Source organism: Pseudomonas sp. E315, assembly GCF_055406205.1.
The window spans coordinates 447,174-472,367 of record NZ_JBUZPJ010000001.1 but is presented as its reverse complement, the minus strand read 5'-3'; the positions used below and the strand labels follow the sequence as shown (position 1 = coordinate 472,367).

Below are 25,194 nucleotides of genomic sequence, written 5' to 3'. Positions count from 1 at the left end.
CATCAGATCACCCCTCCAAACTTAATAATCTTGCCAAGTTTTTTCTCTCCCCAAGTCTGCGTCGCGACCAAACTTGGCATATACGTTTTAGTTACACTCTCAGGCAAGCAACCATTCTTTCGATACTCCACTGTAGCGTTTATAAGAGCGTAATTACTGGATTCTTCTGCCCTGTAGAATCTATCGACTGCCTCGTCTGAAAGAGCTAACTCCACACTTTTACTCTCATAACTACTATCGTCAGTGCCTTCCCAATCCAACCGCCAATCCGCCACCCGGCACAAGTACGCATAAAACGTCACATCATCTACGCTCTGCCCGGCACCAATCGCCACGTCATACGCCAACACCCTACGACTGTGCTCCGGGTTATTCGGAATACTTGAGTGAAAAGAGTCAGCGGCCTGATGCGATGCCTGTAATCGCAACCGCGCTTCGTAAGGTGTTTCGCCCCGTGTAATCAGTACCTGACCATTGCCCATGTCCCGGAATGTGAATACATGAGCCCGTTGAGCCGTGTCCTTATTTTCGTTCAGGGCTTGTTCGACGCTGCTGTTATCGCGTCCGAATTTGAATGCTTGGCTCGCGTCCATAATTTCCGGCCGGGCCCGGCTCGGGTCTTTAGGCTGCCATGCGGCCTTGATCCAAAAAGATTTATCGTTGCTAAGACCGATAGCGGCATCAACGGGGTCCAGGGTGTCCTTGACCTGATAAAGGCCGCTGTTTGAATCTTCCCCAGGCGCCGTAATAGTCCCGCTAATAAAAAAGTCTGCCTCCGCAGGAACCGGTAAAACCGGCGCAGTGAGCATCACGCTTTTACCAGGCTCTAGTTTGGCACGCCCCTCAAGATCAATCATTCCAGACAGGCCGGTGTCCTCCCAGCTGACCTCCCCGGCAACCAACAATGGATAAACATAAGGCGGTACGTGAGCACCGATTTTTTCTTTCTCACCGGCGCGTTTGCGCAAGGTAAAGACCCGTTGATGAAAACCTGGCATCAACACCTTGCGTGCGGCTTGCCCATTAATCTCCTCCCCCACGCCTTGCCAGCCAATGCCCTGGACGTTGGCCAGACCTACGGTCTGATCCTCAGGCGTGAAGTACAGGTAGGTGCTGCCCCGGTTATCCCGCTCGTTGAACGTGATTTTTTTACCATCAATCGTCGCTTCACTCGGCCCGACGCCTGCCCACCCCACGCCACCAATGGCGCCATAGCTTTGGCAGTTTTTGAGCGCAACGCTCGATAACGCAGGCGTTGCACTAGGGCTGCTTGAGATGAATTTCAAAATGCCTTCGAGCGTGGCAATACGGGCGGCAGTGGTCTGCTGTTTCAGCCAACCCTGAACTTTTTCATTGCGGGGCTGGTACAAGCTGTAGGGGGAATTGAGCATCACGAACCCATCTGCAGGGCGCTGACCTTCATCCTTGAGAAACGCGTGAGCCAGCAAAGCAATCAAGGTCCCCTGACTGTGACCGACCACATTGACCGTGTCATTGGGGTAACGCTTTCTGATGATTTTCATCAGCATCGCCAGACGCATGGCAGCCAATACCATGTAGCGCCGCCCGGTAGCTGAGAACAGTGGATGGGTCAACGTGCCTGCAATCGCATTGAGTGGAATGATGCCAAACGGGAATCCATTAAACCCATCCCCCCACATATCCGGCAAGTTGGTGGTGGCATTGGCGAACTGCCCGCCTTCCTTGGTGCCGGCCTTGTCCAATCGGTTGTTGTTGCGATCTAGCCACTCACCGTGAGGCGCGGTCTTGTTGATGTGTTCCTCTTCCTCACGAAAACCCCAATAAAACGGAATGACCACACTGCGCGTCGCCCCGCCATCGCTGGAACCACTGAACTTGCGCCGGTAGTACATCGCATCGGGGTTGGTGGCTTTGCCAGAATCATCCGAAGGCAAGCTGTAACCCGCCGACTTCAAATAGCCCGGATTGCTCATGCCGCCGGGTGGGGTTTCTGGCAGATCAAGTCGCTCGTTCAGCCCCTTGCACAAACCGTTCTCGATCCGTGCATAGCATCCGGCAAGGTCGTTAACCCCATGCACGACGATGGTGACACAGGGTTTGGGTGGTGGCGGGATCAGATGCACATCGCCGCCACCGGGCATGGTGATCGACTTGGCTGAGACGATGGTCCTCATCTGAGCAGCTTCACTCATGGTTTTGCTCCTTGTTGTTTCTCTGCGTTCCTTCGGGCGAGGCAGGCTTTTTTATCCTGAACCTCCCAAGCGCCAGCGTCCTCTATCAGGCAAAACTCCAAGAAAAGGCTCGACACAGTTTGCTTGTGCCAGCGGCTGCGCTCCTTGAACTCAATGAGCAAGTTATAACTGCCGCCTGGCTGCAAGGCCTCAGGGCTTAGCGTTTTTACGTTAGCGCCCGGATAGTCACCAAGCAGCTTCAATTGTGGCTGCTGCCAGCCCGATGGAAGATCGGCCTCCCAAACAGTTTCATAACAACGGCTGGCAGTACGGCGGCACAAAAAAACACGCGTGATCTCAGGGTCGTTAGCGTCCGTCAGCAACGGCTGCAAGTCAGCAACAAGTTGCCCGGCCTCGACCCGTATGGGGATGTCAGGCGGCATCTTGGACATGGCGACAGCAGGTGCCTGCATGAGCCACACAGCCAGTAACAGGATCAATCCTTGAATTTTCATGACTCAGTATCCCTCTGGAAAACTCCCCAAAACGAGCTTGAACGTGTGTATTTTTTGCGTATCCCCTAAGTCCAAAGCCCAGTAGTAGTCACGAACGATGTCACCCTGCTGTTCAATATTGAAATCCTTGAACACCTTTCCCGCAGCCAAGTGGTAATCATATTGATCACCTACCAAGAACTGCTTTGCCTGTTGATAGGCGCCCACGAGTAGCACATTGACACCGTGCTGGTGTTGCCAAACATGCGTCATTTCATGAATGAAAAGCCCCTGCATGTTTGAGTCTTCCAGGCTCCAGTCTGAAATACCGCGCAAGTTCTTGCCAAAATAGATATGCCCATTAGGCGCCATCACATAGTCCGCACCCTGCCAAGGCACATAGTCTTCATCACGCAGGCGTACCGCGTCGTAATCGATGGTGTCTGCGAAGACGGTTTTTGCAATAGCTATCTCGCCAACCGTAAGCGCCCGCCCCTTGTCAGCCGCTGGCTCTGCGAATGCCTTGGCCAGAATCGCAGCGCCTGTCGCGACGGCCGCTGCCGCCACAATCGGTGCTTTTGAATGTTTCATCTGCACATTGGCAATGTTCATCGCATCTTTTTGCAGCAGCCCTGTTGCCCCTGTTGCGTCGGTGATGCCTTCAACGATCTCGCCATTGCCCATGGTGATCTTGTACGGCACGTTGGCCATCGCCGTGGCGCCATCAATCTGTTTGAGCATGAACCGACGCTGGGTGTCACCAACCTTGAATGCTGGCAGTTCGGCTTCAAGGTTGGCGCCACCGATGTGGCTGTGCTGGGCCGCCTTGACCGTAAAGTTGCCCGGCATGCCCAGTTCGATATTCCCGCCTTTGAGGGTGATGTAGGCGCCCCCGCACATGAGCGTGATGTGTTCCTTGGCCGAGATCAGGACATGCTGATTGCTCGCCGTCACTTCAACGCTCTGGTCGGCCTCTAGCCGAATGTTGTTTTTCTGCGCCTGCAACAGTAGCAGCCCTTGGTGGGTGATGTGGCGCATCTCACCGCTTTGAGCAAATAACCCCAAGTCGGTTCCGGCATTGACGACGACCTTCTGGCCAGCGGTGAGTTGCTGGTTTTCCATGGCCACGCTGTCAATGTGCTCACCTGCAGCCAGCGTAAGGCTGTTGGGGGACGCAACGGCCACCCCGGCCTGTCCGCTCACGGCGATGGCAGGCTTACCGCCGTTGGTTTTGTCAGGCTCGTTGTTCGCCCCGTGGCCCAAATCACGTACGGCCTCACTGAGTGTTTTTTGCGGGTCTGTGTCGTGGTCAATGCCTTGGTTGTCGACCGCATAATCGCCCAAGCCCTTGGCCAGTTGCAGCGCCGCTTCCAGCACTTGCACCACGGAGCCACGGTCCAGGTGCCCTCCTCCAGCATCGAGTTGCGCCTCGGTGCTCAGTAACAACCCACGCGCTGCTCTCAACGCTCCTTTTTCATCGGTGCGCAGCTCAAACCCTTCACCGCGTGGCGCGCCGCCATCCGGTCGAGGATGGGTCAAATAACCCAAGTGCAAGGCGGTGCTGCCGTGGTCGCTCATCAACGCCGCACTGATTTCTTTTGTGGTGTCGTCAATGCGTAATTCGTTGGCACGGGAGCCTTTGTATTCCTTGCTTTTGATGGTGCTCAGAATCTTGTGGTTGGGCAGTTGGTACGGCGGCATGTGGGTTGCACGGTACGTACGGCCGGTGATGATGGGCTGGTCACAGTCGCCGTCTAGGTAGTCCACGATGACTTCCTGACCAATACGCGGAATCGCCATATGGCCCCATTCAGCACCCGCCCAGTTCTGCGCCACGCGAACCCAGCAGGAGCTGAATTCGTTTTTCTTGCCTTCGCGGTCCCAAGGAAACTGCACCTTCACCCGACCAAATTCATCGGTGTAGATTTCTTCGTCTTTCGGCCCCACGACGCTCGCTATTTGCGGGCCATCAATGCGGGGCTTGGGCAGCGGGGCTGCACGCCATTCGACTTGTTCGGGAATAATTTCAGCCGTGTAGTCGTAACTCACACCCATCTCGGCGCCAGCAGACTCTTCTTGCTGGCTGGCGTGCTGAATCCCTTTGTGGGTGATGCGCACGGAGCGCCACCAGCCGTTGAAGTCTTTTCGCGGATGCCCGCTGAGCTGAAACGAGAACCCCGGAATCAAACGCGGATCATCCCCTTCAACAATTGCAACCTGAGCGTCTCTGCGATGACCTCGCAGGCGATCGATGGTGAACGGTTTGCCAGGGGTGCTGGCCTTGTAACGTCCCGGATAGTCGTAGCGCTCATAGGGCAAGGACTTGCGCTGCATGTCTTCGCCAACGGTGTGCTGTTGCTGGTCAAACGAGGGACGCTTGAAGGTGTAGTCGCGCTGGGTTTGCTCAACGGTGCGCACGTTCTCCGTGTAGGTGAACGCATACATGACCGGCTGGTGCGCATCGGCTGCCGGTTGGCTGGTGTAGAGCACCGGCCCGCCTGAAATACGCTCTTGCACATACAGCTTGTCGCTTTGGATCAGGGTGTGGGTGTTTTCGTTGTGTTTGAAGAAGTAGAACAAACCCTCTTCAGCAGAAAGACGGTCAAACAAATAGAGATCGGTATCGCCCGCCTGAACGCAGTATTCACGGGGCACATGTTCGGTGTTGATGCGGGCTTCGTAATCCATAATGCCGTGTTCGGCCAATACGGACTTGAGGATGGCGGGTACGTTTTTCTGCTGAAAAATACGCCAGCCTGAACTCAGGCATAGCCGAGCCAGCTGAGGTTCGACCACAACACTGTAGCGTGTGCGGCGAAACCCGGTTGTGCCTTGGGTAAAACTGGACACCAGCCCGTGAACATGGCGCACTGCCGTGGAACCTTGCCAGATCGTGAGCAGCGCCGGCTTGTCCAGCACCTGAGCAAAATCAATCGTGGCGTTATCGCTGGCCAGTTCAAGGCTCAGCCGAAAAGGCTCGCAAATGGCTTCTTCCAGTGTGAACTCTACGACCTCAAACGCCAGCCGACTGTCCAGTACAGAGAAGGTGAACCTCAAATCCCTTTGACGCATTTAACTATTCCTTAGTCAAAAAGGTGAGTGTTGCGTGAGATATAAGACCGCACGTAACTGGCGTGGCGTAAACGCATCGACCCAATGCAGGGTCGATGCGCTAAACGACTAACTCGCGTTAGCCAGCCACCGGCACACGCCAGTCATCGGAACCCGAAGTACCGGACACTTCATGCGTCCAGGTGATTTTGCGGTAGGTGAATTCGACGTCTTCCAGGTGGGTGAAGTGGGCGTTGGAAGGGTCTTGGCAGTTGTGCATGTAATCCTTGATATCGACGATGATCGCGTCTTCAAGTTTGGTGGTGAAGTAGTGCTCTTGGGTGCCCGCCGCCGAAGTGCGGTACCACTCGATGGTGATTTCGGTCAGACGTTCGCCTGACGTCAGTGCTGCCAACAGCAGCGGCGACGACTTGTCGAACACCTTGGTGATTTTGACTGGTTTGTGAACGCGTTGACCGGTCGGCTGGCCCGACTGCGGGTCGCGAGGGATGATCACTTCGTGGCTAAAGCCCTGAACCATGACCTGGTCTTCATGACCTTCTTGATAGGTATTACCGACCGAATCGGCGGTGAAAGCACCGGCAGTAATCAGGCCCTGTTTAGTGCCCGTAATCGACATGTACGCTGGAGTAGCCATTGATGCGTTCCTTGCTTAAAAAGTGAAGCCCGACAGGCAAAATCGCCTGCCGGGTAGCAAGTTGGTAATCAATGTTTGTGCCAACTATTTCAGAACCCATGTATATCAATTAGTTAGCCCAATAACCTCACAATTAAGGCGAGGCAGAGGGTCGGAAACAGCAAAAAAGTGCGCAACTTCTTGCGCAGTGGTGTGCAAGAAGTTGCGCACTCGTCTGTACAGAACGTAAACCGTGACGTATAGCCATGTATCCACACGGTTATCCACATTTGAGTGCGCAAGAAGTTGCGCAGTTGCAAAAAACAGAGAACTTCAAAGTCGTGCTTTTTAAAAGTCAAGAAAATTTAAAAAGCACTTATTTTCAAATAAAAAAAGACTATAAAAACAGTCATAAAAACCATGCCGTTTATCGTAGCGTTTACCCATTTAAGCCAGGACAGACTCTTGACATAGAAGCGCAATAAATCTTCATCAAACACCCCCTCGCTGAAAGTCGAATTCAGGAACTTCGACCTAGAAGACAGTGGCGGCTTAACGCCCGCCACCCATGTCGACAAAGGTGCCAGTGGCATAGGACGCTTTGTCAGAAAGCAGCCACACAATGGCTTCGGCCACCTCTTCAGGGCGACCGCCGCGGCCCATCGGGATGATTGACTCAAGCTTGCTCACGCGCCCCGGATCGCCGCTCAAGGCATGAAAGTCGGTGAAGATATAACCCGGCCGTACCGCATTGACCCGAATCCCCTCGCCCGCCAGCTCCTTGGACAAGCCCAAAGTGAAGGTGTCCAGCGCGCCTTTGGAAGCGGCGTAATCCACATATTCGGCAGGCGACCCCAAGCGTGCTGCCACCGAAGAAACGTTAACAATGTTGCCGCCCTGACCACCGTAGCGCGGCGACATGCGCAGCACCGCATGCTTGGCACACAAGATTGGCCCCAGCACATTGGTTTTGAGGGTATGCATGATGCGAAACTCGGACATCTCGTCAACGCGGGATTTATGGCCCACGGTGCCGGCGTTATTGACCAACGCGGTCACTGGTCCCAACTCCATATCAACCCTGGCAAACAGGCTGATAACCTCGTCTTCGTCACTCACGTCCGCACGCACAGCAATGGCTTGAGCCCCCAGCGCACGAACCTGCTCCAGCACCGCATGGGCCGCAGCGTCATCGGCCAGATAATTGATGCAAATACGATAACCCTGCTGGGCAGCCAGCACGGCCGTCGCAGCGCCAATGCCGCGACTGCCACCGGTGATCACGATGACTTTATCCATAAATACGCGCTCCCCTTCAACGGTGTACACCTGCGCGCAAGAATAACCGCGTTGGGCAGGTCTTGTCAGTTGTCAGGCGGGCCGGGATGTATCGCTCAGCGCGTGCTGACCTTGATGAATCTTGTCCATAAATGGGCCCGCAGGTTGCGGGTGGCCCAGCAAATAACCTTGCAATGCGTCGCAGCCCAAGGTTGTTAAGAATCGTTGCTGGGTGTCGGTTTCAACGCCTTCCGCCACGATTCTCAACCCCAGCGCCTGCCCCAGCGCAACGATGGCCGACACAATCGCTGCATCGTCGCTGTCGTGCTCCAGATCACGCACAAAGCCACGGTCAATTTTCAGCTCATTGGCAGGCAAACGCTTGAGGTACATCAAACTGGAGTAACCGGTGCCAAAGTCATCAATGGACAAGTCCACGCCCATGTTTGACAGCCGTTGCAGCACGGTCATGCTTGCGTCGGCGTCACTCATGGCAGTGGTTTCCGTGATTTCCAGCGTCAAGCTATTGGCTGGCAATTGATGGCGGGCAAGCGCCGCTGCCACGTTGTCGACCAACCCCGCATGACAAAACTGCAACGCCGACAGGTTCACCGCCATGCGCCAGTGGTTGTAGCCCTGATCGAACCAGTCGCGCATCTGGCGACAGGCCTCGTTCAGCACCCAATTGCCAATCGGGATAATCAAGCCGGTTTTCTCTGCCAACTCGATAAAGGTGTCCGGTTGTAACAGCCCAAGGGTTGGATGTTCCCAGCGTAACAACGCCTCAGCCCCCATCGGTTGGCCGCTGCTGGCGTCGAATTTGGGCTGGTAATACAAGCAAAACTGTTGCTGCTCCAACGCCTGACGCAAGTCTTGCAGCAGTTGCAATTGCTTGCGCGCGTTGGTGTTCATCGAAGCATCAAAAAAGCTGTAGCCGTTTTTACCAGCACCCTTGGCGTGGTACATCGCGGCGTCTGCGTTCATTAGCAGCTCTTCGGCGGTCTGACCATTGCCCGGATACAACGTAATGCCAATGCTCGCGGAGATGTGAAGTTCGTGATCATCGATCCGAAACGATCTGGACAACAAACTCACCTGACGCGCAGCCACCTGCGGCGCGTCGTCTGGCTCGGCCAATCGCACCAACAACACAAACTCATCACCACCAATGCGCGCCAGCGTGTCCTGACTGCGCAGCTGCTCGCGCAAGCGCAGCGCGACGTCACGCAACAAACGGTCGCCTAAGTGATGGCCGAACGCATCGTTCACCGGTTTAAAACCATCCAGATCAATAAACATCAACGAGAAACACCCGCCTTGCTCTTGAACTTTGGCCATAGCCTGGCTAATACGATCAGCCAGCAAAATTCGATTGGGCAGCCCGGTCAAAGTGTCATGCAGTGCCAAGTGGGTGAGTTCTTCATTAGCCAACGTCAGTGACGCTGCCAGCGCTGCTGTTCGCGCCTCCAGTCGAGCATCAAAAATCGACGTCAGCAACGCGATGGTCAACACCGCAAGGCTGGACACCAACACGAGGTTGTCCAATCCTTTGCCACTCAAACCTTCCAGTGCGGCGCCACAAAAACTGCCCTCTGGAAAGTTGGCAGCCGCCATGCCGGTGTAGTGCATGCCAACAATGGCCAGCCCCATGATGATTGAAGCGGCGCCCCTTGCCAGACGCACATAGGGGGTTTGTTTACGCAGCCTGAACGCGATCGACAGCGCAGCAGCCGACGCCCCCACGGCAATAAACAAAGACAGGCCAAACAGCACGGGGTCGTACTCAATGCCCGGCTGCATGCGCAAGGCGGCCATGCCGCTGTAATGCATGGCGCTGATCCCGGCGCCCATGACTAATGCGCCAAAGAGCAACTGCAGCGCCGGTAGACGCGGCTGACTGACCAGCCACAGGGCAAACCCTGAAGATAAAACAGCCACCAGCAATGACCACGCAGTGAGCGCGACGTCATAACCCAGTTCAATTGGCAATGACAGGGCGAGCATCCCGATAAAGTGCATCGACCACACGCCAAAGCCCATTGCCAGTGCCCCGCCGCCCATCCATAGATAAACCGCCCGGCCACGCGCCGTAGCGATGCGGCCAGTCAGATCAAGGGCGGTATACGACGCCAAAATAGCGATGCAAAGAGACACTAAAACCAGCGTGAGGGAGTAACTGCCTGAAACCATGAGCCTTCTCTTGAGCGTTAGCCGAACGGCATCCATGCCCGGTGAAAAGTGCGCAATTGTACTGCTTCTTTGATCAAGCGCGCTGAACATCGGAGGTGATCATTGCCCCGTGTTAAGGCGCCAATCACGTTTGACTTGCTCAATGTAACGCGCCACCGCCGGTGATTTTTCAAATCGGCGATGAATCAGCGACAACCAGGACAGTGACTCACAGCCTTCAATCGGTCGATAGATCACATTGGGCAAGCTGATGTGCCCAACCACCGAAGCAGGCACCACTGCCACACCCTGACGCAGCGAAACCAGAGCGATAACCGCCACCAACCCACCGGGTTGCGCACCCAGTTTGGGTGCATATCCCCCTTGAGCGGCCACCTGCAAAGTGCCACTGATTTGCTCGGGCAGAATGAATGTCTCGTTTTGCAAATGCTCCGCAGTGATGTGTTTGAGCCGCGCTAGCCAAGCGTCATCCGCCAGCGCCAGGACAAAGCCCTCGCTATTGAGCCGAATCGCATCCAGACCTTCGGGCAAGGTCATGGGCGAGCGCACGTAACCCAGATCAAACCGACCTTCTGCCACCATCGTCGGCAAATTCGCCATAGGCGCTTCTCGCAGGTTCAAACTGACGTCGGCACATTCGCGTGCAAATGCTTGCACCTGACGTTGCAGCACACCCGAATACACCGCAGAAGCCACGTAGCCCAACTCGATATGACCCATCTCACCACGTCCGGCGCGCTGCGCATTACGCTGTGCAAACTCAAACTGGCGCACCGTGGCCTGCGCTTCGGGCAGTAAAGCCTGGCCCGCCTCAGTCAAACTGACTTGACGCTGCTGACGCACAAACAACCGCACACCCAGCGCGCTCTCAAGGTCCTGGATTTGCCGACTCAACGTGGGTGGCGCAATACCCAGCGTTTCTGCGGCACGGGTGAAGTTGCGCTGCTGGGCAACGGCCAGAAAATAGCGGAAATGACGTATATCCATAGCAGTATTAGCTCAAAGGTAATGAAGTGCAGGTATCCAGCTAACACACCTCGTGCAGCTCGGCGATACCCTGCGGCATACGCCACACTAGAGAGCCCTGCACATGCACGTCAAATCCCCTGTTTTATTGCCCATCGCCAATCCCAACCAATTACACATAACGGCAGGCGCATTCACCTGGCGAATTGCCTGTAAGGCAATCATCGACCTAAATACAGCGTTGGCGGTGCAGCCATGAAAACCATCAGCCCGCGCTTGACCTTGCTGACTGCCTCAGGGGTGTGCTCGCTCATCGTTCTGGACACCAACATCGTCGCGGTTACCTTGCCCAGTATTGCCCGCGATCTGGGGGCCAATTTCGTCGATATTGAATGGGTCGTCAGCGCCTACATGCTGGCTTTTGCCGCACTGTTGCTGCCAGCCGGCAGCATCGCCGATCGCTTCGGACGCAAAAAAACCCTGCTCTGGGGCCTAAGCATTTTCATCCTTGCCTCTATCGGCTGCGGGGCCGCGCCTAACAGCTTGATGCTGGAAATCGCTCGCGCCATCAAAGGCGTCGGGGCCGCGCTGTTGCTAACCTGCGCGCTGGCCTCCATTGGCCACGCGTTTCACGACGAAGTGGAACGTGCCAAGGCGTGGGCTTTTTGGGGTGCCTGCATGGGCGTAGCCATGACCGCAGCGCCCACCCTGGGCGGTTTGATTAGCCAGTACCTGGGTTGGCGCTGGATTTTCTACCTCAACTTACCCGTCGGCCTGTTGCTGATGGGATTGGTCAGCCATGCCATTGCCGAATCGCGTGACCCGCAGTCAGCCCGGCTTGACCCTTGGGGCAGCCTGGCCTTCAGCGCGAGTTTGTTGTGCTTGATGTGGGGGTTGATTGAGACCAACCGGATTGGCTGGGACAACCCGCTGACCTATTCCCGAATCTTCGCCGGGTTCCTGTTACTTGGGCTGTTTGTATTGATCGAATCAGTGCAACGCCGCCCGATGATTGATCTGCAACTGTTTCGCCATCCACGCTTTATCGGTGCCCTGCTCGGCATGTTTGCCTACGCGGGTTGCGCCCAAGTGATGATGACCTTGTTGCCTTTTTACCTGCAAAACGGTCTGGGGTTTAGCGCCATCGCATCAGGGCTGGGCATGTTGCCGTTTGCCCTGACCATGTTGATCTGCCCGCGCGTGGGTGCTCGTCTGGCTACGCGTTTTAGCCCTGCGAGCATGATGGCAGCCGGTTTGACCTTGGTGGGGTGTGGCAACCTGCTCAGTGCTTGGGCTGTGGAGCACGGGGGCTATTTGAGCTTCGCCCTGACCACCGCCGTGACAGGCGCCGGGGCCGGGTTGCTCAATGGTGACACCCAGAAGAACATCATGGCCTGCGTGCCCCGTGATCGCGTGGGCATGGCGTCGGGCATGAGCACCACCATGCGTTTCAGCGCCATCGTGTTGGCCATTGGCGTGTTTGGTGCTTTGCTCAACAGCCATACCGAACAAAACCTGCAACACAGCCTCGCTCAGGACGACGCTCAATGGTTGGCCCACAGCCACTTCATAGCTTCGCGCGTGGTTGCAGGCGACATGTCTGGCGCATTAAGTCAGTTACCCCAGGACGCACACACGCAGATCCAGCCCTTAGCTACTCAGGCATTTGTTGGCGGGTTCAGTGTTGTGTTGTGGGTCGCAGGGGTGCTTGCACTCTTGGGAGCCGTACTTGTAGGCACATTAATGCGCAAACCGATTCCGCAACTGGCCGTTGCCACGCCTCTTTCCTGACGCGGGGCTGAACATGAAATATTTTTAAGAAACGTTTCAGCTTTTTGCGGGCAAACTGTGTCTACTGCTCAGAAGGCTAATCAGGTGACGGTATGACCCGCATTTTGACCATTGAAGACGATGCCGTAACGGCGAAAGAAATCGTGGCTGAGTTAAGCAGCCACGGACTGGACGTAGATTGGGTCGACAATGGTCGCGAAGGCTTAGTACGTGCCGTGAGCGGCGATTACGACCTGATTACCCTTGACCGTATGCTGCCCGAGCTGGATGGCTTGGCCATTGTCACCACCCTGCGCACAATCGGCGTCAGCACCCCGATATTGATGATCAGTGCCCTGTCAGACGTCGACGAGCGCGTGCGCGGCCTTCGCGCCGGTGGTGATGATTACCTGACCAAACCCTTTGCCAGCGACGAAATGGCCGCTCGGGTCGAAGTGTTGCTGCGCCGTAAAAGCACTGTGCGCGAGTACGAAACGTCGTTACGAGTGGCCGACCTCGAACTGAACCTCATCCGTCGCGAAGCCAGCCGCGCCGAGCAACAGCTAAGCCTGCTGCCCACTGAGTACAAGTTGTTGGAATTTTTGATGCGCAACACCGGGCAAATTCTGTCGCGCATGATGATTTTCGAAGAAGTCTGGGGCTATCACTTCGACCCCGGCACCAACCTGATCGATGTCCACATTGGGCGCTTGCGCAAAAAAATTGACCCGCCGGGCCAGGTGCCCTTGATTCGCACGGTTCGAGGCTCGGGTTATGTCATTGCCGAACCCCTCTAAGGGCTGGCGTTCTTCCAGCAGCCGACTGTTGGCGTTGTACAGTTTTTTGTTCGTGGCCTGGAGCTGCATCCTGATGGGGGTGCTGTATTACGAGGTCTCGGACTATTTAGGCTCATTGGCCAAGCACTCGCTCATGCAGCGCCAGCACTTGTTTTCGCGCTTTCAGGGCGAACAACTGGATGAGGCGCTGGCCACCAGCATGAGCTTCGATAGACGGGCGGTGGATGCCTATGGCCTGTTCGACGCTCAGCACAATCCCTTACGCGGGCCGATCCAAAGTATCCCTGCGGGCTTGCCTCTGGATGGTCAGATCCATGAGCTGAGCACCTGCATCGCTTCTGATGACCCCAACCTGCCGCAAGACAGCTGCGACGCAGTGGCGACCCAAACCCTTGATGGCCGCTGGCTGGTGCTGGTGCGCGATAACGGTTCGCTATTTGCGGTAACGCGCATCATCCTGCATGCCCTGTTTTGGGGATTATCGTTGACCATCATCCCCGGCATTGCGGGTTGGCACTTGCTGCGCCGACGTCCACTGCGCCGCATTCGAGCCATTCAGGCCAGTGCCGAGGCCATTGTTGACGGGGATCTGACCCGCCGCTTGCCACTGTCCAACCGGCGAGACGAACTGGACATGCTCGCGGCGATCGTCAACGCCATGCTAGATCGCCTTGAACGCTTGATGAATGAAGTCAAAGGTGTGTGCGACAACATCGCCCACGACCTGCGCACCCCGCTAACCCGTTTGCGGGCCCAGTTGTATCGAATTCAGCAGCAGGCGGTTGAAGGCTCACCTCAAGCGTTGCAAATGGATCAAGTGATCAGTGAAACCGACACGTTGATGGCGCGCTTTCGTGGGCTGTTGCGTATTTCTGAACTGGAAGACCATCAACGACGCTCTGGCTTTTTACAACTTGATCCGCTGCCTTTGCTGCAAGAGCTGTACGACTTTTACCTGCCATTGGCCGAAGAAGGCCAGGTCATGCTGGTACTCGACGTCCCGCATGCTCTGCCCAGCCTCAATGGTGATCGGGCCTTGTTGTTTGAGGCACTGGCCAACTTGCTGAGCAACTCGATCAAGTTCACACCTCCTGAAGGTCAGGTGACCTTGCGGGCATTTGATGACGCGGGCAGTGCGTGTATTGAAGTGCTCGACACAGGGCCGGGCATCCCGATAGCTGAGCGCAAGGTGGTGTTTCAGCGCTTCTATCGCAGCGACGATAAACAGGGCGGTTTTGGCTTGGGCCTGTCGATTGTGGCGGCCATCGTTAACCTGCACGGCTTCTCCCTCGACGTGGGCAGCCATGAAGGCGGTGGCGCACGATTGACCCTGCTCTGTCGACAGCGAGTGATCGGTGCGCTCTAAACCTGTTATGCACTAAAGGAATATACAAATCGTTTTATATTCTTTTTTAAAGCCTAAATTTCCTGCAAAACTCTCGTCATAAGTCTTCCAACTCATGATGAGAACGAAATGAAGAAAATCACTGCCCTCACCGCTCTGACCTTGGCCGTACTGTCTGGCTTAGCCCATGCTGATCGTCTGGATGACATCAAAAAATCGGGTGTACTGCGTGTGGCGTCGTTCGACAGCAACCCGCCGTTCGGTTTTGTGGATGCCAAGAGCAAGCAAATTGAAGGTTTGGATGTGGATTACGCCAAGGCTATTGCTGAAAAGTTGGGCGTGAAGTTGCAATTACAGCCCACCAACCCGGCCAACCGTGTGCCGCTGCTGGTGGCTAACAAGGTGGATCTGGTACTGGCTAACTTCACCATCACCCCGGAGCGGGCCGAGCAGGTGAATTTCAGCATTCCGTACTTCGCGTCGGGCCAGCAATTTATTGTGAAAAAAGGCACCCTCACCTCGCCTGAAGAATTGAACAAATGGCGGGTCGGTGTAGATAAGGGCACGGTCAACGAAGGGGTACTGCGCGCCAAATACCCGGGGGCCAAAGTAGTGGCCTACGATGACACCCCATTCGCCTTTACCGCACTGCGCAACGGCAACGTGCAGGCCATCACTCAAGACGGCCCTAAGCTGATCGGCTTGCTGGCCAACGTGCCCGACAAAGACAAGTACGAAGTGCCGCCCTTCACCATTTCCAATGACCTGATTGGGGTGGGTATTCCCAAAGGCGAAACCGCACTGACTAACGTGGTCAACCAAACCCTCAGCGAGCTGGAAGCCAAAGGTCAGGCACAAACCATCTATGACACTTGGTTCGGCCCGAACACCAAGACGCCACTGACCCGCCTGTACAAGATCGGCGACAAAAGCTAACACCCCTTAGCAAGCCTCTATAACCCGTCACGGCCAACCGGACGGGTTTGTGTGTTTCTGGATGGACGCTGTTTTATGTTCGGTGAACTGCTTGCCCCGCACTACTTGCACTGGCTGCTCGATGGTTTTGTCCTCACGCTAATCCTCTCACTTCTAACCTGCGTAATCGCCACCGGGCTTGGGTTCTTCCTGTGTTTGGCGCGCATATCGCCTTCGCGGCTCTGGTCGTGGCCGGCCCGCGCTTATCTGGCTGTGTTTCGCAATACGCCGCTGCTGGTGCAGCTGTTTTTCTGGTACTTCGGCGTGACAGCAATGCTGCCCGAAGGCTGGGTGATGTGGCTCAATCAGCCGCGCAGCCTGTCGCTCGGGTTGTTTGATGTTGAATGGCCGTCCTTTGAGTTTATTGCCGGGTTCTGGGGCTTGATGCTCTACACCGCCGCATTTATCTGTGAAGAATTCAGGGCCGGCGTCAGCTCAGTTCGCCTTGAACAGCGAGCCGCCGGCTTGGCACTGGGGTTCACGCCCGCTCAGGTGTGGCGTTACATCGTGTTTCCACAAGCGGTGCGAACCGCGCTAGGGCCGCTATTGGGCCAATACATGAACGCCCTGAAAAACTCCTCACTGACAATGGCCATCGGTTTAGCCGAACTGTCATACGCCTCACGTCAGGTCGAAACCGAAACCTTCAAAACGTTTCAGGCCTTTGGTTTTGCAACGCTGTTGTATGTGGCGAGTATTGCGCTGATTGAAGTGATCGGCCAAATGGTTGCACGCAGCAAGTGGTATCGACAGGGAGTGATTTGATTCATGGACTTTTCAGTGATTAGCGACAACCTGTCGTATTTTTTGCTTGGGGCTTACCCCGACGGCCCACTGGGCGGCGCAGCGCTGACGCTATGGCTGAGCTTGCTGTCTGGTGTGACTTCGGCGCTTCTGGGGCTGATTCTTGGCATTGCTCTGGTGATGATTCGCGGCAAAATGCGTTGGCTTTTGCTGGGTGTATTAGGTTTTTTGCGGGCGATCCCCGTGGTGATGCTGATCTTCTGGAGCTACTTCTTACTGCCCATCGTGTTCAAGGTGGACGTGCCCGCACTGGCCACCGTGGTGTGCGCCCTGTCGTTAATCGGGGGCGCGTATCTGGCGCACTCGGTGTATGCCGGCATCAGCAGCTTGCCGCCGGGCCAGTGGGCGGCTGGCAAAGCGCTGGGGTTGAGCCGTTGGCAAGTGCTGCGCTTGATCATCTTGCCGCAAGCCCTGCCGATGATGCTGCCCTCCTTTCTCAACCAATGGATCTCGTTGATTAAAGACACTTCGCTGGCGTATGTCATCGGCGTGGGCGAGCTGTCATTTGTCGCCACTCAAGTCAGCAATCGGGTGATGGTGCACCCGACCGAGATCTTCCTGTTTGTGGCGTTGGTGTATTTCGTGTTTTGCACCAGCCTGGATCTGATCGCCAATCGCTGGGTCAAGCCCAAGGTTTCAGGCGCAGCAAGAATCCCGTAGTTTCTGCCGCAGGTTGGCGGCTAAATCACGGTTTCTATCACCGCCCACACAGGTGCAAAAAACAGGGCCAGCCACACCGCCAACCGTGGCCGGTAAGGCAGTAACATCAGCAGGGTAAAACCACTGAGCGACATCAGACCAAACCAGCCGACGGGCCCCATCGCCCAACCCCAGGCCTGACCACAGAAGTAAAAGCTCAGCCCAAGACTAAGCCAGCCCACGCCGCGCAATGTGCGGCGCAGGGCCAGTGACGGGGCTTTGTGCCAAACCTGTTTGTAATGCCGTTCGAGCCCCTGACACAGGGCGAGCATGCCGATGTAGGCGAACGCCAACGCTGCAAAAAAATGAGCCAGCATCTTAGTTCACCTCTGCCACAGCGACGGTCTTTTTGCGGGAAACTCGCTCAGCCACTGGCTGCGACACCTTCCAGCAAGCCCACAACAACAAGCCTCCCAGAGCAATCGCTGTCAGCTCCAGCCCCATACGCGATGGCAATGCCCAAGGGTGATCAAGGGTCAAGACGCTCAACAATGGCAGCGTCAGGCACATCACCCCGGCCAGTCCCAATTGCTCGCGCCAGGCCTGCATTCTTGGTCTGATCAAGGCATGCACCAGGCTCAAGGCCCACACGCAAAAGAACACGTTCAATTCAGCATCTGCACGTTCGCTCAAACGGGTAGGCAACAACCGATTGCCCCACAGCAAGCTGATGCAGGCCAGACTCAACCCCGCCATCACCGTCACGTTAATCGCCTCAACTAAGCGGTACAGCACTTGCCCAACTCGGCCTTCGCTGGCGTATTTGCGTCGGCGTTTGACGGTGAACAGCACCAGCCCGCTGCCGATCATGGCAGTGCTGATCAAGCCACACACAAAGTACAACCAACGCATCGGGTAGCCGCCAAATTGTGCGAAATGCAAGCCAGTAACCACCCGCTGGGTCAGCACGCTGGGGCGCATTTCGGTTGGCCCGGACAGTTGCTCACCCGTTACGCCGTTAAACCGCATGCCTTGACCTTTGGTCAGGGCAATTCGATTACCCAAAATCGGACGAACCATAATCTCAGCGGTGCTCAACCCGGGGTTAGTGATATTGACCCCACTCAGCGGCCCCATGACGTCACGGGCCTTGGCCAAAAGCGGCCCCAAGGCCACCAATTGCGCGGGTTCTGGCGCCTCACGCGGCTTAACTTCCATCGCTTGCGGCGCGTTGTCTTGAGCGTTGAAAAACGCTTCTCGGTTGCCGTCAAATAACGCATCCATTGCGGCTGGCATATAGATCACCATAAAAATCGCCAACCCGCTGTAGGTGATCATAAAGTGAAATGGCAACAACAGCACGGCGCTGGCGTTGTGGGCATCCAGCCAGGAGCGCTGGCCTTTGGCGGGCCGGAAGGTGAAGAATTCCTTGAAGAACTTTTTGTGAATCACGATGCCGCTGACCAGCGCCGCGAGCATGCCCATCGCCATCGCACCGACCAGATAAATCCCAATCATGCGCGGCATGTGCAAGGTGAAGTGAAAGAAGAAAAAGAACATCCCGCCTGCGGTTTCTCGTACCTGCAGTTCATCGCCAGTGTCGGGATCAAGTGTGACCGAAACACCGCCCCGGCGCCCACCCGTGGAGGCCTGCAAACCCGGTGACCGTTCACTGGGCAAGCTGATGCCCCACTGTTTTTCACTTGCTTTGTGTTCTGTCAGGTAGTCCAGCGCACGCTGCGCAGCCTGTTCGTCCGTGAGGTGATGCGCAGGCAGTTCAGGCTGCATCCAGTTGTCGATTTCTTGATCGAACACCGCCAGGCTGCCGGTCAAAAAAATCACGAACAGTAACCAGCCCACAATCAGGCCGCCCCACGTGTGCAACCACGCCATGGATTGAGTCAGGGTCTGTTTCATCCGAGACGCTCCCACAGCTGTGGCCAAAATCCGATCGCAGCTAACGGCACCGCCAGCCATGCGCCCATCCAGGCAGACCACTGATGCCGCGCAGCAAACGCCCATAAAATGGCGAAGGTGTAGATCACAAACGACAGCAAACTGGCGACGATCAGCGAGTCCACTTTATCCAGTGGCAATAGCCGGGCCAGCGCCGCAGTAAAAGCGTAGGTGAACAAGTAGCCGCCCACCCAGGCCGCCAATGTGCGAGACACAATCGGCACCCAGGCCGAGGTTACGAGTTTCATTGTTTAATCCTTCATCGACTGCTCTGCCCCAGTGCCAGCCACGGTTTTGCCAGCACCCGATGCGACAACGGCGCGACACCCTTTGCTCAAGGATGTCGCGCCTGTGTAAGCCTTAGCTGCCCAGCACGCTCAGTCATAAGGCCGATGGGCCATCAGAACGAAGTGGTCACCGATGCAAAGTAGGCTCGGCCTGCTTCGTTGTAAGTTTGAGCGCCCGCCTCGTCCGAGTTGCCCTTGCGGTACAAGCGTTTGTCGAACAGGTTGTTGACGCCTAAACGCACGCTGAAGTTTTTGTTGAACTCATACCCTCCGCTCAGGCCCACCAAGCCATAAGGGTCAACCGGTTGCTGAACGCTTTTATCCAGCGCTTCGTTGGCCCGCATGTTGCGCTTAGGCGCTTCTTGCTTGCCGTAATAGGTGCCGCTGACCTGAAGCGAGAGCTTCTCGGTGGCGTACCAGTCCAGCGTGGTGTTAAGCGTGTACTTGGGGATGATGCTCAACGGTTCGCCCGTTTCTTTGTCTTTACTCTCGATCATGTAGGTCAGGTTAGTGTTCCAGTCCAAATCCTTGTGCAGGTTAACAAACAGGTTGCCCTCGACCCCTTGCACAATGGCCTTGCCGGAGTTTTCCCATTGCAGCACGCGACGACCGTTTGGCAGGCGGAAGGAGGACTCGTTACTGGCATTGATCTTGTTCTGGTAATCGTTGCGAAAGTACGTACCGCTGGTGCGCCAAGTGCCTTTATCAAATGCCAGACCAATCTCTTTGTTGACGCTGATTTCGGGTTTCAAATCCGGGTTACCCATCAGGTAACAACCACCGATATTGACCTCTACCGAGCTGCAGCCCGCCCCACGGCTGTACAGCAAATAGTTGGGGTTGGACTGGTAGATGTTGGGCGTTTTGTACGCCCGTGCAATACCGCCTTTGATGCTCAGTTCATCAGTGATCTGGTGCGAGGCGTTCAGGCTCGGGCTCCAGTTGCCACCAAACTCGTTGTGATGATCAAAACGCACACCTGGCGTGACGATGGTTTTAGCGCCCGCTTCAATGTTGTCTTCAACGTAGAAGGCGTAGCTATTGGCCGTGCTTTTGGTCTGGGTGCGATCCTGACCGGGAATAGCCGGTGTGCCATCGGTGCCTGGGTCCCAGCTTTGTGGGCGCAACGAGCCCGGATCATTCAGCGACTCATACAAGTATTCACCGCCCAGCGTCAGCACCTGCTCGGCCCCCCAACTCAACGGCAGGTTGACCTCGCCCGTCGCGCGGGTATTGCGCAAACGCGATTCAAACGAACCGGCCGTTTCAGAAGGAGCCCCTTCGCCATAACCGGCCAGCCCTTCATTCAAACGCGCATTACGCGTCAGATCATGGGTCAGCGAAGCTTTGGTCGAGCCCCAGTCGAACGAACCATTGTGGGTCGCCGAGAAAGTACTGCGCTGCAGTACGCTGGTTTCTTTGCCGGTCAAGCTATTTACATAATCACCACCGCTGTTGAGCATGGTGTCGCCTGCAAAAATGTTGCCTTGGCGGCTGTAGCTGGCTTCCAGATCCAAGGACTGTTCTGGGGTGAACTGCCAGCTCAACAGGCCATTGATGTCTTTGTTGCGCACGCCTTCACGGCCAGCCACCACGCTGTCCGGGGAGGCTTGCTCAGCGGTGTTGATACCTGCATCGTCAGCGTCGGTTTTGTTCAGGCCGCCATACACGCGAAACACCAGATCGTCTGTGATCGGGCCACTGAGATTGAAGTTGGTGCGCTTGCTGACGCCTTCAGAATCATCTTCGGGCGTCATGTAGTACGCGGTCATCGAACCGCTCAGCTTGTCGCTCGGCCGCTTGGTGATGATGTTGACCACACCCCCCATCGCGCCTGAGCCGTAACGGGCCGCCGCCGGGCCACGCAAAATTTCGATGCGCTCGACTTCTTCGGCAGGCACCCAGTTGGTTTCACCACGGGTGTCCCGGTCGCCACTCCAACCATAACGTACTGCGTTACGTGAAGCCGATGGCTTGCCGTCGATAAGGATCAAGGTGTTTTCCGGGCCCATGCCCCGCAAGTCAATTTGGCGGTTATTGCCGCGACTGCCGCTCGAACTGTTGCCGGTGAGGTTAACCCCCGGCTCGCGACGAATAATGTCGGAGAGGTCATTGACCGGCGGACGTTTTTTGATGTCTTGCGCGGTAATGATCGAGACGCCGGGCGCCTGCTTGAGCTCTTGAGCGGCGGTGCCTAGCACGCGGGTTTCTTCGAGCTGTAACGCTTGCGGGGTGCCATCGACCGGCAAGTCCGTCGCCTCAACGGGGACTTCATCACGCTCACGCTCCAGCGCGTCGGCAAGTAAGGTAGGCGACGCTAGCGCAGCAACAAAAGCCAGCGAAAATTGACTGCGTTTAAATCGAGACGACATGTCCAGTTGATCCCTTAACAATGGAAAGTGCTCAGCAGGCGTAAGACTGGAATCGCTTGCGCACAGACCCAAAAAGGACCCGATGGTTTAGCTTTCCCCGGCACTGCCAGGGCGACAATAGTAACCATTCGCAAATGAGAGTAAAGCGCAAATGACAATATTGCGCATCTTTAAGTTCCACAACCTCCGCGTTTTAGAGCCTTTTCGTACATAAAAAAGATCAAATTCATTGCTAAATACTCGCCAACTTGAGAAAAACACCGCCCCAATTCATTGTTCCAACTTTCCCCTTTTAGAGCCCTCACCATGACAAACGAACTCCACATCACTGACCTTGTGCTGGGCGAAGGCAAAGCCGCCGTCAAAGGGGCTTTGATCACCACCCAGTACACTGGCTGGCTCGAAGACGGCACGGTATTCGACTCCTCCTTTGAGCGCGGCAAACCCTTCCAGTGCGTGATTGGCACAGGTCGTGTGATCAAGGGTTGGGACATGGGCTTGATGGGGATGAAGGTCGGTGGCAAACGCAAGCTGCAGGTTCCCGCACACTTGGCCTATGGTGAAAGAAGCATGGGGGCGCACATCACACCGAACTCAGACCTGACATTTGAGATCGAACTGCTGCAAGTGCTGACACGCGATGATTGATCGCGATACGCGTTGAGCTGTTTTTCTGGGAGTTAGGTGCACGTGAATCGATTCTTCATGCAGGTATTAACGCTCTGCCCGTTTGTGGTCATAGCGGGTTGTAGCAGTCAGAACACCCAGACGTTGCCCAACCTCACCCCCGAGCAGGCTCGAAGCCGGATCGTGCAGTTGATGCCCGCCAAAACACCGGATCGCCAAGGCTGGGCCACAGATATCTATGTCGCCTTTGCGGCCCAAGGGCTTGCTCCCAACGACGAGAACCTGTGTTCGGTGCTGGCCGTGACCGAGCAGGAATCCACCTTCCAGGCCGACCCGCCGGTTCCTGGGTTGGCTAAAATTGCCCGCACTGAAATCAACCAGCGCGCCAGCAAACTGCATATCCCTGAGTTTTTAGTGCGCAGCGCGTTGAATATCACTTCGCCTAACGGCAAAACCTACAACCAGCGCCTGGATGCTGCGCGCACAGAGGGCCAATTGAGCGCCATCTTTGATGACTTTATTGGCATGGTGCCGTTGGGCAAAAACCTGTTTGGCAGCTTGAACCCGGTGCATACCGGCGGCCCGATGCAGGTCAGCATCGCATTTGCTGAGCAACACGCTCACGACTATCCCTACCTGTAAGTGCTTGCAATCGGAAACGGCCATGCTTGCAATCAACGCACTTTCAGGCTCGGATTAATTGCGACTGAGGCCGCTGCCGTGCTCGCATTACCTGCGACTGTGCTTGCATTCAGCGCGGCGTGCTTGCAATCGATCTTCGCGTGCTCACTTTATATGCGACTGACGGAACGTCCATCAAACGTTGGTTTGGTGGACGTTAGCTTGGATGAACCCCATTCACCCGGAAAGCCGCATTGTTCACGTCCAATAACTCAGGTGCTACGAACGGTCTGGATTACTTTGGAAATCGGTGATGATGTGATGGCCCCATTTCGAGTAATAGTCCGATAAGGTTTTATTGTTATGTCTGAATACGTTGACGGATAAAAAACAACCATCCCCTCGTCGACACCGCTGCCAATGTAATAGTCCTGATCCGGCACTTTTTTCTGAATGTTTTTTATATGAACCTCGACAACAGAAGCCTCAGATGTAGCTTTAAATCGGTTGGTTAAATGACTTTTGGCATACACTTCGGCATCTTCGTACCGTTGAGAAATGTAGAACCCTTCTCCATGTTTCAACCTGACAAGGCTACTATTTTGACCTGCATAACCTTCTTTAGGCCCGAGTGCAATAAGTTGGCGTTCACCCGCAGATGTAGTGCCATGATAACCCACTTTAGACACTGCTCCTTCAGGTAATCTTGGCTTCGCTTTTTTCATCAAGCCTACCATGCGTAAAAGCGATTTTAATGGAGCCCATGTGTGCCCAGTAGAATCCTTTCGATTCAGAGGGTCGCCTCCGCAATATGCGTACGAATTTATCCCGCCCTTGTCAAAAGGACTTAACTTATCCGGGCTGTTAAAGCGCATTAGAACAGGATTAAATGCCCGATAACCCTGACCCAATAAATAATGCCCTGTTGCTGAGTCAGGCCGTTCGCCGTTAAATCCCAGTAAATTAAGTAACCCGTTCGTCGTTGGACGATACCCATAAGGGCCGTAGCTCTGTGGTTGGCTAAGTACAGGGCTAACGCCGTACAACACCGATCTTTGCTGATCCGTGGCCAGTAATGTGACAGCTTCTGCTGGGTGTAACTCAGCCAGAGGCATGCCCTCGTGTTCAAAAAAACAGGTTTTTCTATTGTTCTGAATCTCGGTCGCGATACGGGTGCCGTTATAAAAACGTTGGGCCGAATGAGCGCCTGTCAAACGGTCCAACGGGTCGTACAGATAGAGGTCAGTGATGGATTTACGTGGCGCGTTCATGTGCCTTGCTCAAAGGAAATAGTTATCGACACTTAAGAATCTGTTCATTAGCCAGATCTGTATAGCTAGCAGATCTATTAGGTGCTTGCATGGGCTGACGTCCACCAAACCAACGTTTGATGGACGTTCCGTCAGTCGCATATAAAGTGAGCACGCGAAGATCGATTGCAAGCACGCCGCGCTGAATGCAAGCACAGTCGCAGGTAATGCGAGCACGGCAGCGGCCACAGTCGCAATTAATTCGAGCCAGAAAGTGCGTTGATTGCAAGCATGGTCGTTTTCGATTGCAAGCACTTACAATTACCCTGCAAAGCCCAAAAATCACTCGCCCCCTGACGACCGCCTGGTTTGCTAAACGGGTCGATGAGCGTCGGCAGCGGTGCATGACCCGCGCCAAAACATTACCGACCACCTGATCGGCTGTACCTGCAACGCGGCGGGACTCACCCCATGAGCCCGCCCTAGGCTTACAAACCATCGTTGGGTTTGAGCGCATGCTCAGCAATTGCTTGTGCGCTTTTCCCTGCCAGACAGGCCAGTACTCCGCGCGTTTTTTTTCAACACTGCTTTAACGCGCTCGTACCAAGCCAATGATTTTGGCGAGTGGGTCACAAGGTCTGTGTCTTCGCCCATTCATTGAAGTCTTTGGGCTGCAAGGGGTGGCCGCGCCGGGCTCGTTGTTGATAGGCCAGAGCAAGAGGCGCGCCTTCCAAAGCGCTCCCCTTACAGGGTGTACTGCTTAAACAGCTCCTCTTTGATGATCAGCAACGCATCTTCGTAGTAGCGCTCACCCCGGGCTTCGCTCAGTAACACTGAACGCACACTGCCCTCGCCTTCGCAGGGTTTGTGCTCGCACGTCAGGTAGAACTCGGCACTGTCGGGTTTGAATTCCAGGTAGTAAAACAACTCTCGGCCTTCACGGTGCCAGTAGCCAATTTCTCTGCGCATGAATGGTTTGCCT

Annotated in this window: 21 protein-coding genes and 2 pseudogenes; 10 read left to right on the top strand and 13 right to left on the bottom strand. The window is 55.5% G+C overall.

What is annotated here, in order from left to right:
* Positions 1-2: 2 nt before the first annotated feature.
* The 4 genes from ACZRJQ_RS02315 to ACZRJQ_RS02300 form a co-directional block, all read right to left on the bottom strand.
* Positions 3-2,174 carry a T6SS effector phospholipase Tle3 domain-containing protein gene (locus tag ACZRJQ_RS02315; protein WP_463976789.1) on the bottom strand — a complete coding sequence of 724 codons (2,172 nt, stop codon included), beginning with the start codon at positions 2,172-2,174 and terminating at the stop codon, positions 3-5.
* The gene (locus ACZRJQ_RS02310) at positions 2,171-2,668 is read right to left on the bottom strand and encodes a hypothetical protein (RefSeq protein ID WP_463976788.1); all 498 of its coding nucleotides are present in this window, start codon (positions 2,666-2,668) and stop codon (positions 2,171-2,173) included. Before ACZRJQ_RS02310 ends, ACZRJQ_RS02315 begins: the two co-directional genes overlap by 4 nt.
* A 3-nt stretch (positions 2,669-2,671) precedes the next feature.
* The gene (locus tag ACZRJQ_RS02305) at positions 2,672-5,719 is read right to left on the bottom strand and encodes a type VI secretion system Vgr family protein (protein ID WP_463976787.1); all 3,048 of its coding nucleotides are present in this window, start codon (positions 5,717-5,719) and stop codon (positions 2,672-2,674) included.
* 118 nt (positions 5,720-5,837) lie between these two features.
* The gene (locus ACZRJQ_RS02300; RefSeq protein ID WP_371057446.1) at positions 5,838-6,356 is read right to left on the bottom strand and encodes an Hcp family type VI secretion system effector; all 519 of its coding nucleotides are present in this window, start codon (positions 6,354-6,356) and stop codon (positions 5,838-5,840) included.
* Positions 6,357-6,625: 269 nt separating this feature from the next.
* Here ACZRJQ_RS02300 and ACZRJQ_RS02295 point away from each other — a divergent pair, with 269 nt between their 5' ends.
* A complete protein-coding gene (locus tag ACZRJQ_RS02295) occupies positions 6,626-6,820 on the top strand; it encodes a hypothetical protein (RefSeq protein WP_463976786.1) in 195 nt (64 codons plus the stop codon).
* A 67-nt stretch (positions 6,821-6,887) separates the two neighbouring features.
* Here the strand turns inward: ACZRJQ_RS02295 and ACZRJQ_RS02290 are convergent, their stop codons facing one another.
* From ACZRJQ_RS02290 to ACZRJQ_RS02280, 3 genes are all read right to left on the bottom strand, one after another.
* The gene (locus ACZRJQ_RS02290; RefSeq protein WP_463976785.1) at positions 6,888-7,634 is read right to left on the bottom strand and encodes an SDR family oxidoreductase; all 747 of its coding nucleotides are present in this window, start codon (positions 7,632-7,634) and stop codon (positions 6,888-6,890) included.
* Positions 7,635-7,706: 72 nt separating this feature from the next.
* On the bottom strand, positions 7,707-9,803 hold the full coding sequence (locus tag ACZRJQ_RS02285) for a putative bifunctional diguanylate cyclase/phosphodiesterase (RefSeq protein WP_463976784.1): 2,097 nt from the start codon (positions 9,801-9,803) through the stop codon (positions 7,707-7,709).
* 99 nt (positions 9,804-9,902) lie between these two features.
* A complete protein-coding gene (locus ACZRJQ_RS02280) occupies positions 9,903-10,790 on the bottom strand; it encodes a LysR family transcriptional regulator (protein WP_463976783.1) in 888 nt (295 codons plus the stop codon).
* A 234-nt stretch (positions 10,791-11,024) separates the two neighbouring features.
* On the opposite strand from ACZRJQ_RS02280, the gene ACZRJQ_RS02275 reads away from it, so the two are divergent.
* The 6 genes from ACZRJQ_RS02275 (at position 11,025) to ACZRJQ_RS02250 (ending at position 17,120) form a co-directional block, all read left to right on the top strand.
* Positions 11,025-12,560 carry an MFS transporter gene (locus ACZRJQ_RS02275; RefSeq protein WP_463976782.1) on the top strand — a complete coding sequence of 512 codons (1,536 nt, stop codon included), beginning with the start codon at positions 11,025-11,027 and terminating at the stop codon, positions 12,558-12,560.
* A 92-nt stretch (positions 12,561-12,652) separates the two neighbouring features.
* Positions 12,653-13,336, top strand: a complete 684-nt coding sequence (locus ACZRJQ_RS02270; protein ID WP_463976781.1) for a response regulator transcription factor — start codon at positions 12,653-12,655, stop codon at positions 13,334-13,336.
* A complete protein-coding gene (locus ACZRJQ_RS02265) occupies positions 13,314-14,702 on the top strand; it encodes a sensor histidine kinase (protein WP_463976780.1) in 1,389 nt (462 codons plus the stop codon). The genes ACZRJQ_RS02270 and ACZRJQ_RS02265 overlap by 23 nt, the downstream gene beginning before the upstream one ends.
* A 108-nt stretch (positions 14,703-14,810) precedes the next feature.
* Entirely contained in the window at positions 14,811-15,617 is an 807-nt protein-coding gene (locus tag ACZRJQ_RS02260; RefSeq protein ID WP_463976779.1) for an ABC transporter substrate-binding protein, read from the top strand.
* Between the two features lie 75 nt (positions 15,618-15,692).
* Entirely contained in the window at positions 15,693-16,421 is a 729-nt protein-coding gene (locus ACZRJQ_RS02255) for an amino acid ABC transporter permease (protein ID WP_463976778.1), read from the top strand.
* 3 nt (positions 16,422-16,424) lie between these two features.
* A complete protein-coding gene (locus tag ACZRJQ_RS02250; protein ID WP_463976777.1) occupies positions 16,425-17,120 on the top strand; it encodes an amino acid ABC transporter permease in 696 nt (231 codons plus the stop codon).
* A 20-nt stretch (positions 17,121-17,140) separates the two neighbouring features.
* Here ACZRJQ_RS02250 and ACZRJQ_RS02245 read toward each other — a convergent pair whose 3' ends face one another.
* From ACZRJQ_RS02245 to ACZRJQ_RS02230, 4 genes are all read right to left on the bottom strand, one after another.
* Positions 17,141-17,476, bottom strand: a complete 336-nt coding sequence (locus ACZRJQ_RS02245) for a DUF3325 domain-containing protein (protein ID WP_463976776.1) — start codon at positions 17,474-17,476, stop codon at positions 17,141-17,143.
* A 1-nt stretch (position 17,477) separates the two neighbouring features.
* Entirely contained in the window at positions 17,478-19,016 is a 1,539-nt protein-coding gene (locus ACZRJQ_RS02240) for a PepSY-associated TM helix domain-containing protein (protein WP_463976775.1), read from the bottom strand.
* Positions 19,013-19,303: an iron transporter gene (locus ACZRJQ_RS02235; RefSeq protein ID WP_463976774.1), complete on the bottom strand. Its 291-nt coding sequence runs from the start codon at positions 19,301-19,303 to the stop codon at positions 19,013-19,015. Before ACZRJQ_RS02235 ends, ACZRJQ_RS02240 begins: the two co-directional genes overlap by 4 nt.
* A 152-nt stretch (positions 19,304-19,455) precedes the next feature.
* The gene (locus ACZRJQ_RS02230; protein ID WP_463976773.1) at positions 19,456-21,714 is read right to left on the bottom strand and encodes a FepA family TonB-dependent siderophore receptor; all 2,259 of its coding nucleotides are present in this window, start codon (positions 21,712-21,714) and stop codon (positions 19,456-19,458) included.
* Between the two features lie 306 nt (positions 21,715-22,020).
* Between ACZRJQ_RS02230 and ACZRJQ_RS02225 the strand changes: the two genes are divergently transcribed.
* Positions 22,021-22,362 (top strand): FKBP-type peptidyl-prolyl cis-trans isomerase, encoded by a 342-nt coding sequence (locus ACZRJQ_RS02225; RefSeq protein ID WP_463976772.1) that lies wholly within the window; start codon positions 22,021-22,023, stop codon positions 22,360-22,362.
* Positions 22,363-22,419: 57 nt separating this feature from the next.
* A pseudogene (locus ACZRJQ_RS02220) lies at positions 22,420-22,977 on the top strand (DUF1615 family protein); the annotation flags it as partial.
* A 257-nt stretch (positions 22,978-23,234) separates the two neighbouring features.
* Here ACZRJQ_RS02220 and ACZRJQ_RS02215 read toward each other — a convergent pair.
* On the bottom strand, positions 23,235-24,233 hold the full coding sequence (locus tag ACZRJQ_RS02215) for an RHS repeat-associated core domain-containing protein (RefSeq protein ID WP_463976771.1): 999 nt from the start codon (positions 24,231-24,233) through the stop codon (positions 23,235-23,237).
* 299 nt (positions 24,234-24,532) lie between these two features.
* Here ACZRJQ_RS02215 and ACZRJQ_RS02210 point away from each other — a divergent pair.
* Positions 24,533-24,649 (top strand): annotated as a pseudogene (locus tag ACZRJQ_RS02210) (DUF1615 family protein); the annotation flags it as partial.
* 307 nt (positions 24,650-24,956) lie between these two features.
* On the opposite strand, the gene ACZRJQ_RS02205 reads toward ACZRJQ_RS02210, so the two are convergent.
* Positions 24,957-25,181, bottom strand: coding sequence for a hypothetical protein (locus ACZRJQ_RS02205; RefSeq protein ID WP_463976770.1), 225 nt, complete (start codon positions 25,179-25,181; stop codon positions 24,957-24,959).
* Positions 25,182-25,194 lie beyond the last annotated feature (13 nt).

What these genes read in the sequence shown, in the direction of transcription:
- ACZRJQ_RS02245 (WP_463976776.1), bottom strand. Translation starts at nt 17,476, where the DNA reads ATGCTGGCTCATTTTTTTGCAGCGTTGGCGTTCGCCTACATCGGCATG.
- ACZRJQ_RS02225 (WP_463976772.1), top strand. Translation starts at nt 22,021, where the DNA reads ATGACAAACGAACTCCACATCACTGACCTTGTGCTGGGCGAAGGCAAA.
- ACZRJQ_RS02255 (WP_463976778.1), top strand. Translation starts at nt 15,693, where the DNA reads ATGTTCGGTGAACTGCTTGCCCCGCACTACTTGCACTGGCTGCTCGAT.
- ACZRJQ_RS02215 (WP_463976771.1), bottom strand. Translation starts at nt 24,233, where the DNA reads ATGAACGCGCCACGTAAATCCATCACTGACCTCTATCTGTACGACCCG.
- ACZRJQ_RS02300 (WP_371057446.1), bottom strand. Translation starts at nt 6,356, where the DNA reads ATGGCTACTCCAGCGTACATGTCGATTACGGGCACTAAACAGGGCCTG.
- ACZRJQ_RS02250 (WP_463976777.1), top strand. Translation starts at nt 16,425, where the DNA reads ATGGACTTTTCAGTGATTAGCGACAACCTGTCGTATTTTTTGCTTGGG.
- ACZRJQ_RS02315 (WP_463976789.1), bottom strand. Translation starts at nt 2,174, where the DNA reads ATGAGTGAAGCTGCTCAGATGAGGACCATCGTCTCAGCCAAGTCGATC.
- ACZRJQ_RS02235 (WP_463976774.1), bottom strand. Translation starts at nt 19,303, where the DNA reads ATGAAACTCGTAACCTCGGCCTGGGTGCCGATTGTGTCTCGCACATTG.
- ACZRJQ_RS02205 (WP_463976770.1), bottom strand. Translation starts at nt 25,181, where the DNA reads ATGCGCAGAGAAATTGGCTACTGGCACCGTGAAGGCCGAGAGTTGTTT.
- ACZRJQ_RS02270 (WP_463976781.1), top strand. Translation starts at nt 12,653, where the DNA reads ATGACCCGCATTTTGACCATTGAAGACGATGCCGTAACGGCGAAAGAA.
- ACZRJQ_RS02260 (WP_463976779.1), top strand. Translation starts at nt 14,811, where the DNA reads ATGAAGAAAATCACTGCCCTCACCGCTCTGACCTTGGCCGTACTGTCT.
- ACZRJQ_RS02275 (WP_463976782.1), top strand. Translation starts at nt 11,025, where the DNA reads ATGAAAACCATCAGCCCGCGCTTGACCTTGCTGACTGCCTCAGGGGTG.
- ACZRJQ_RS02310 (WP_463976788.1), bottom strand. Translation starts at nt 2,668, where the DNA reads ATGAAAATTCAAGGATTGATCCTGTTACTGGCTGTGTGGCTCATGCAG.
- ACZRJQ_RS02230 (WP_463976773.1), bottom strand. Translation starts at nt 21,714, where the DNA reads ATGTCGTCTCGATTTAAACGCAGTCAATTTTCGCTGGCTTTTGTTGCT.
- ACZRJQ_RS02290 (WP_463976785.1), bottom strand. Translation starts at nt 7,634, where the DNA reads ATGGATAAAGTCATCGTGATCACCGGTGGCAGTCGCGGCATTGGCGCT.
- ACZRJQ_RS02305 (WP_463976787.1), bottom strand. Translation starts at nt 5,719, where the DNA reads ATGCGTCAAAGGGATTTGAGGTTCACCTTCTCTGTACTGGACAGTCGG.
- ACZRJQ_RS02285 (WP_463976784.1), bottom strand. Translation starts at nt 9,803, where the DNA reads ATGGTTTCAGGCAGTTACTCCCTCACGCTGGTTTTAGTGTCTCTTTGC.
- ACZRJQ_RS02280 (WP_463976783.1), bottom strand. Translation starts at nt 10,790, where the DNA reads ATGGATATACGTCATTTCCGCTATTTTCTGGCCGTTGCCCAGCAGCGC.
- ACZRJQ_RS02240 (WP_463976775.1), bottom strand. Translation starts at nt 19,016, where the DNA reads ATGAAACAGACCCTGACTCAATCCATGGCGTGGTTGCACACGTGGGGC.
- ACZRJQ_RS02265 (WP_463976780.1), top strand. Translation starts at nt 13,314, where the DNA reads ATGTCATTGCCGAACCCCTCTAAGGGCTGGCGTTCTTCCAGCAGCCGA.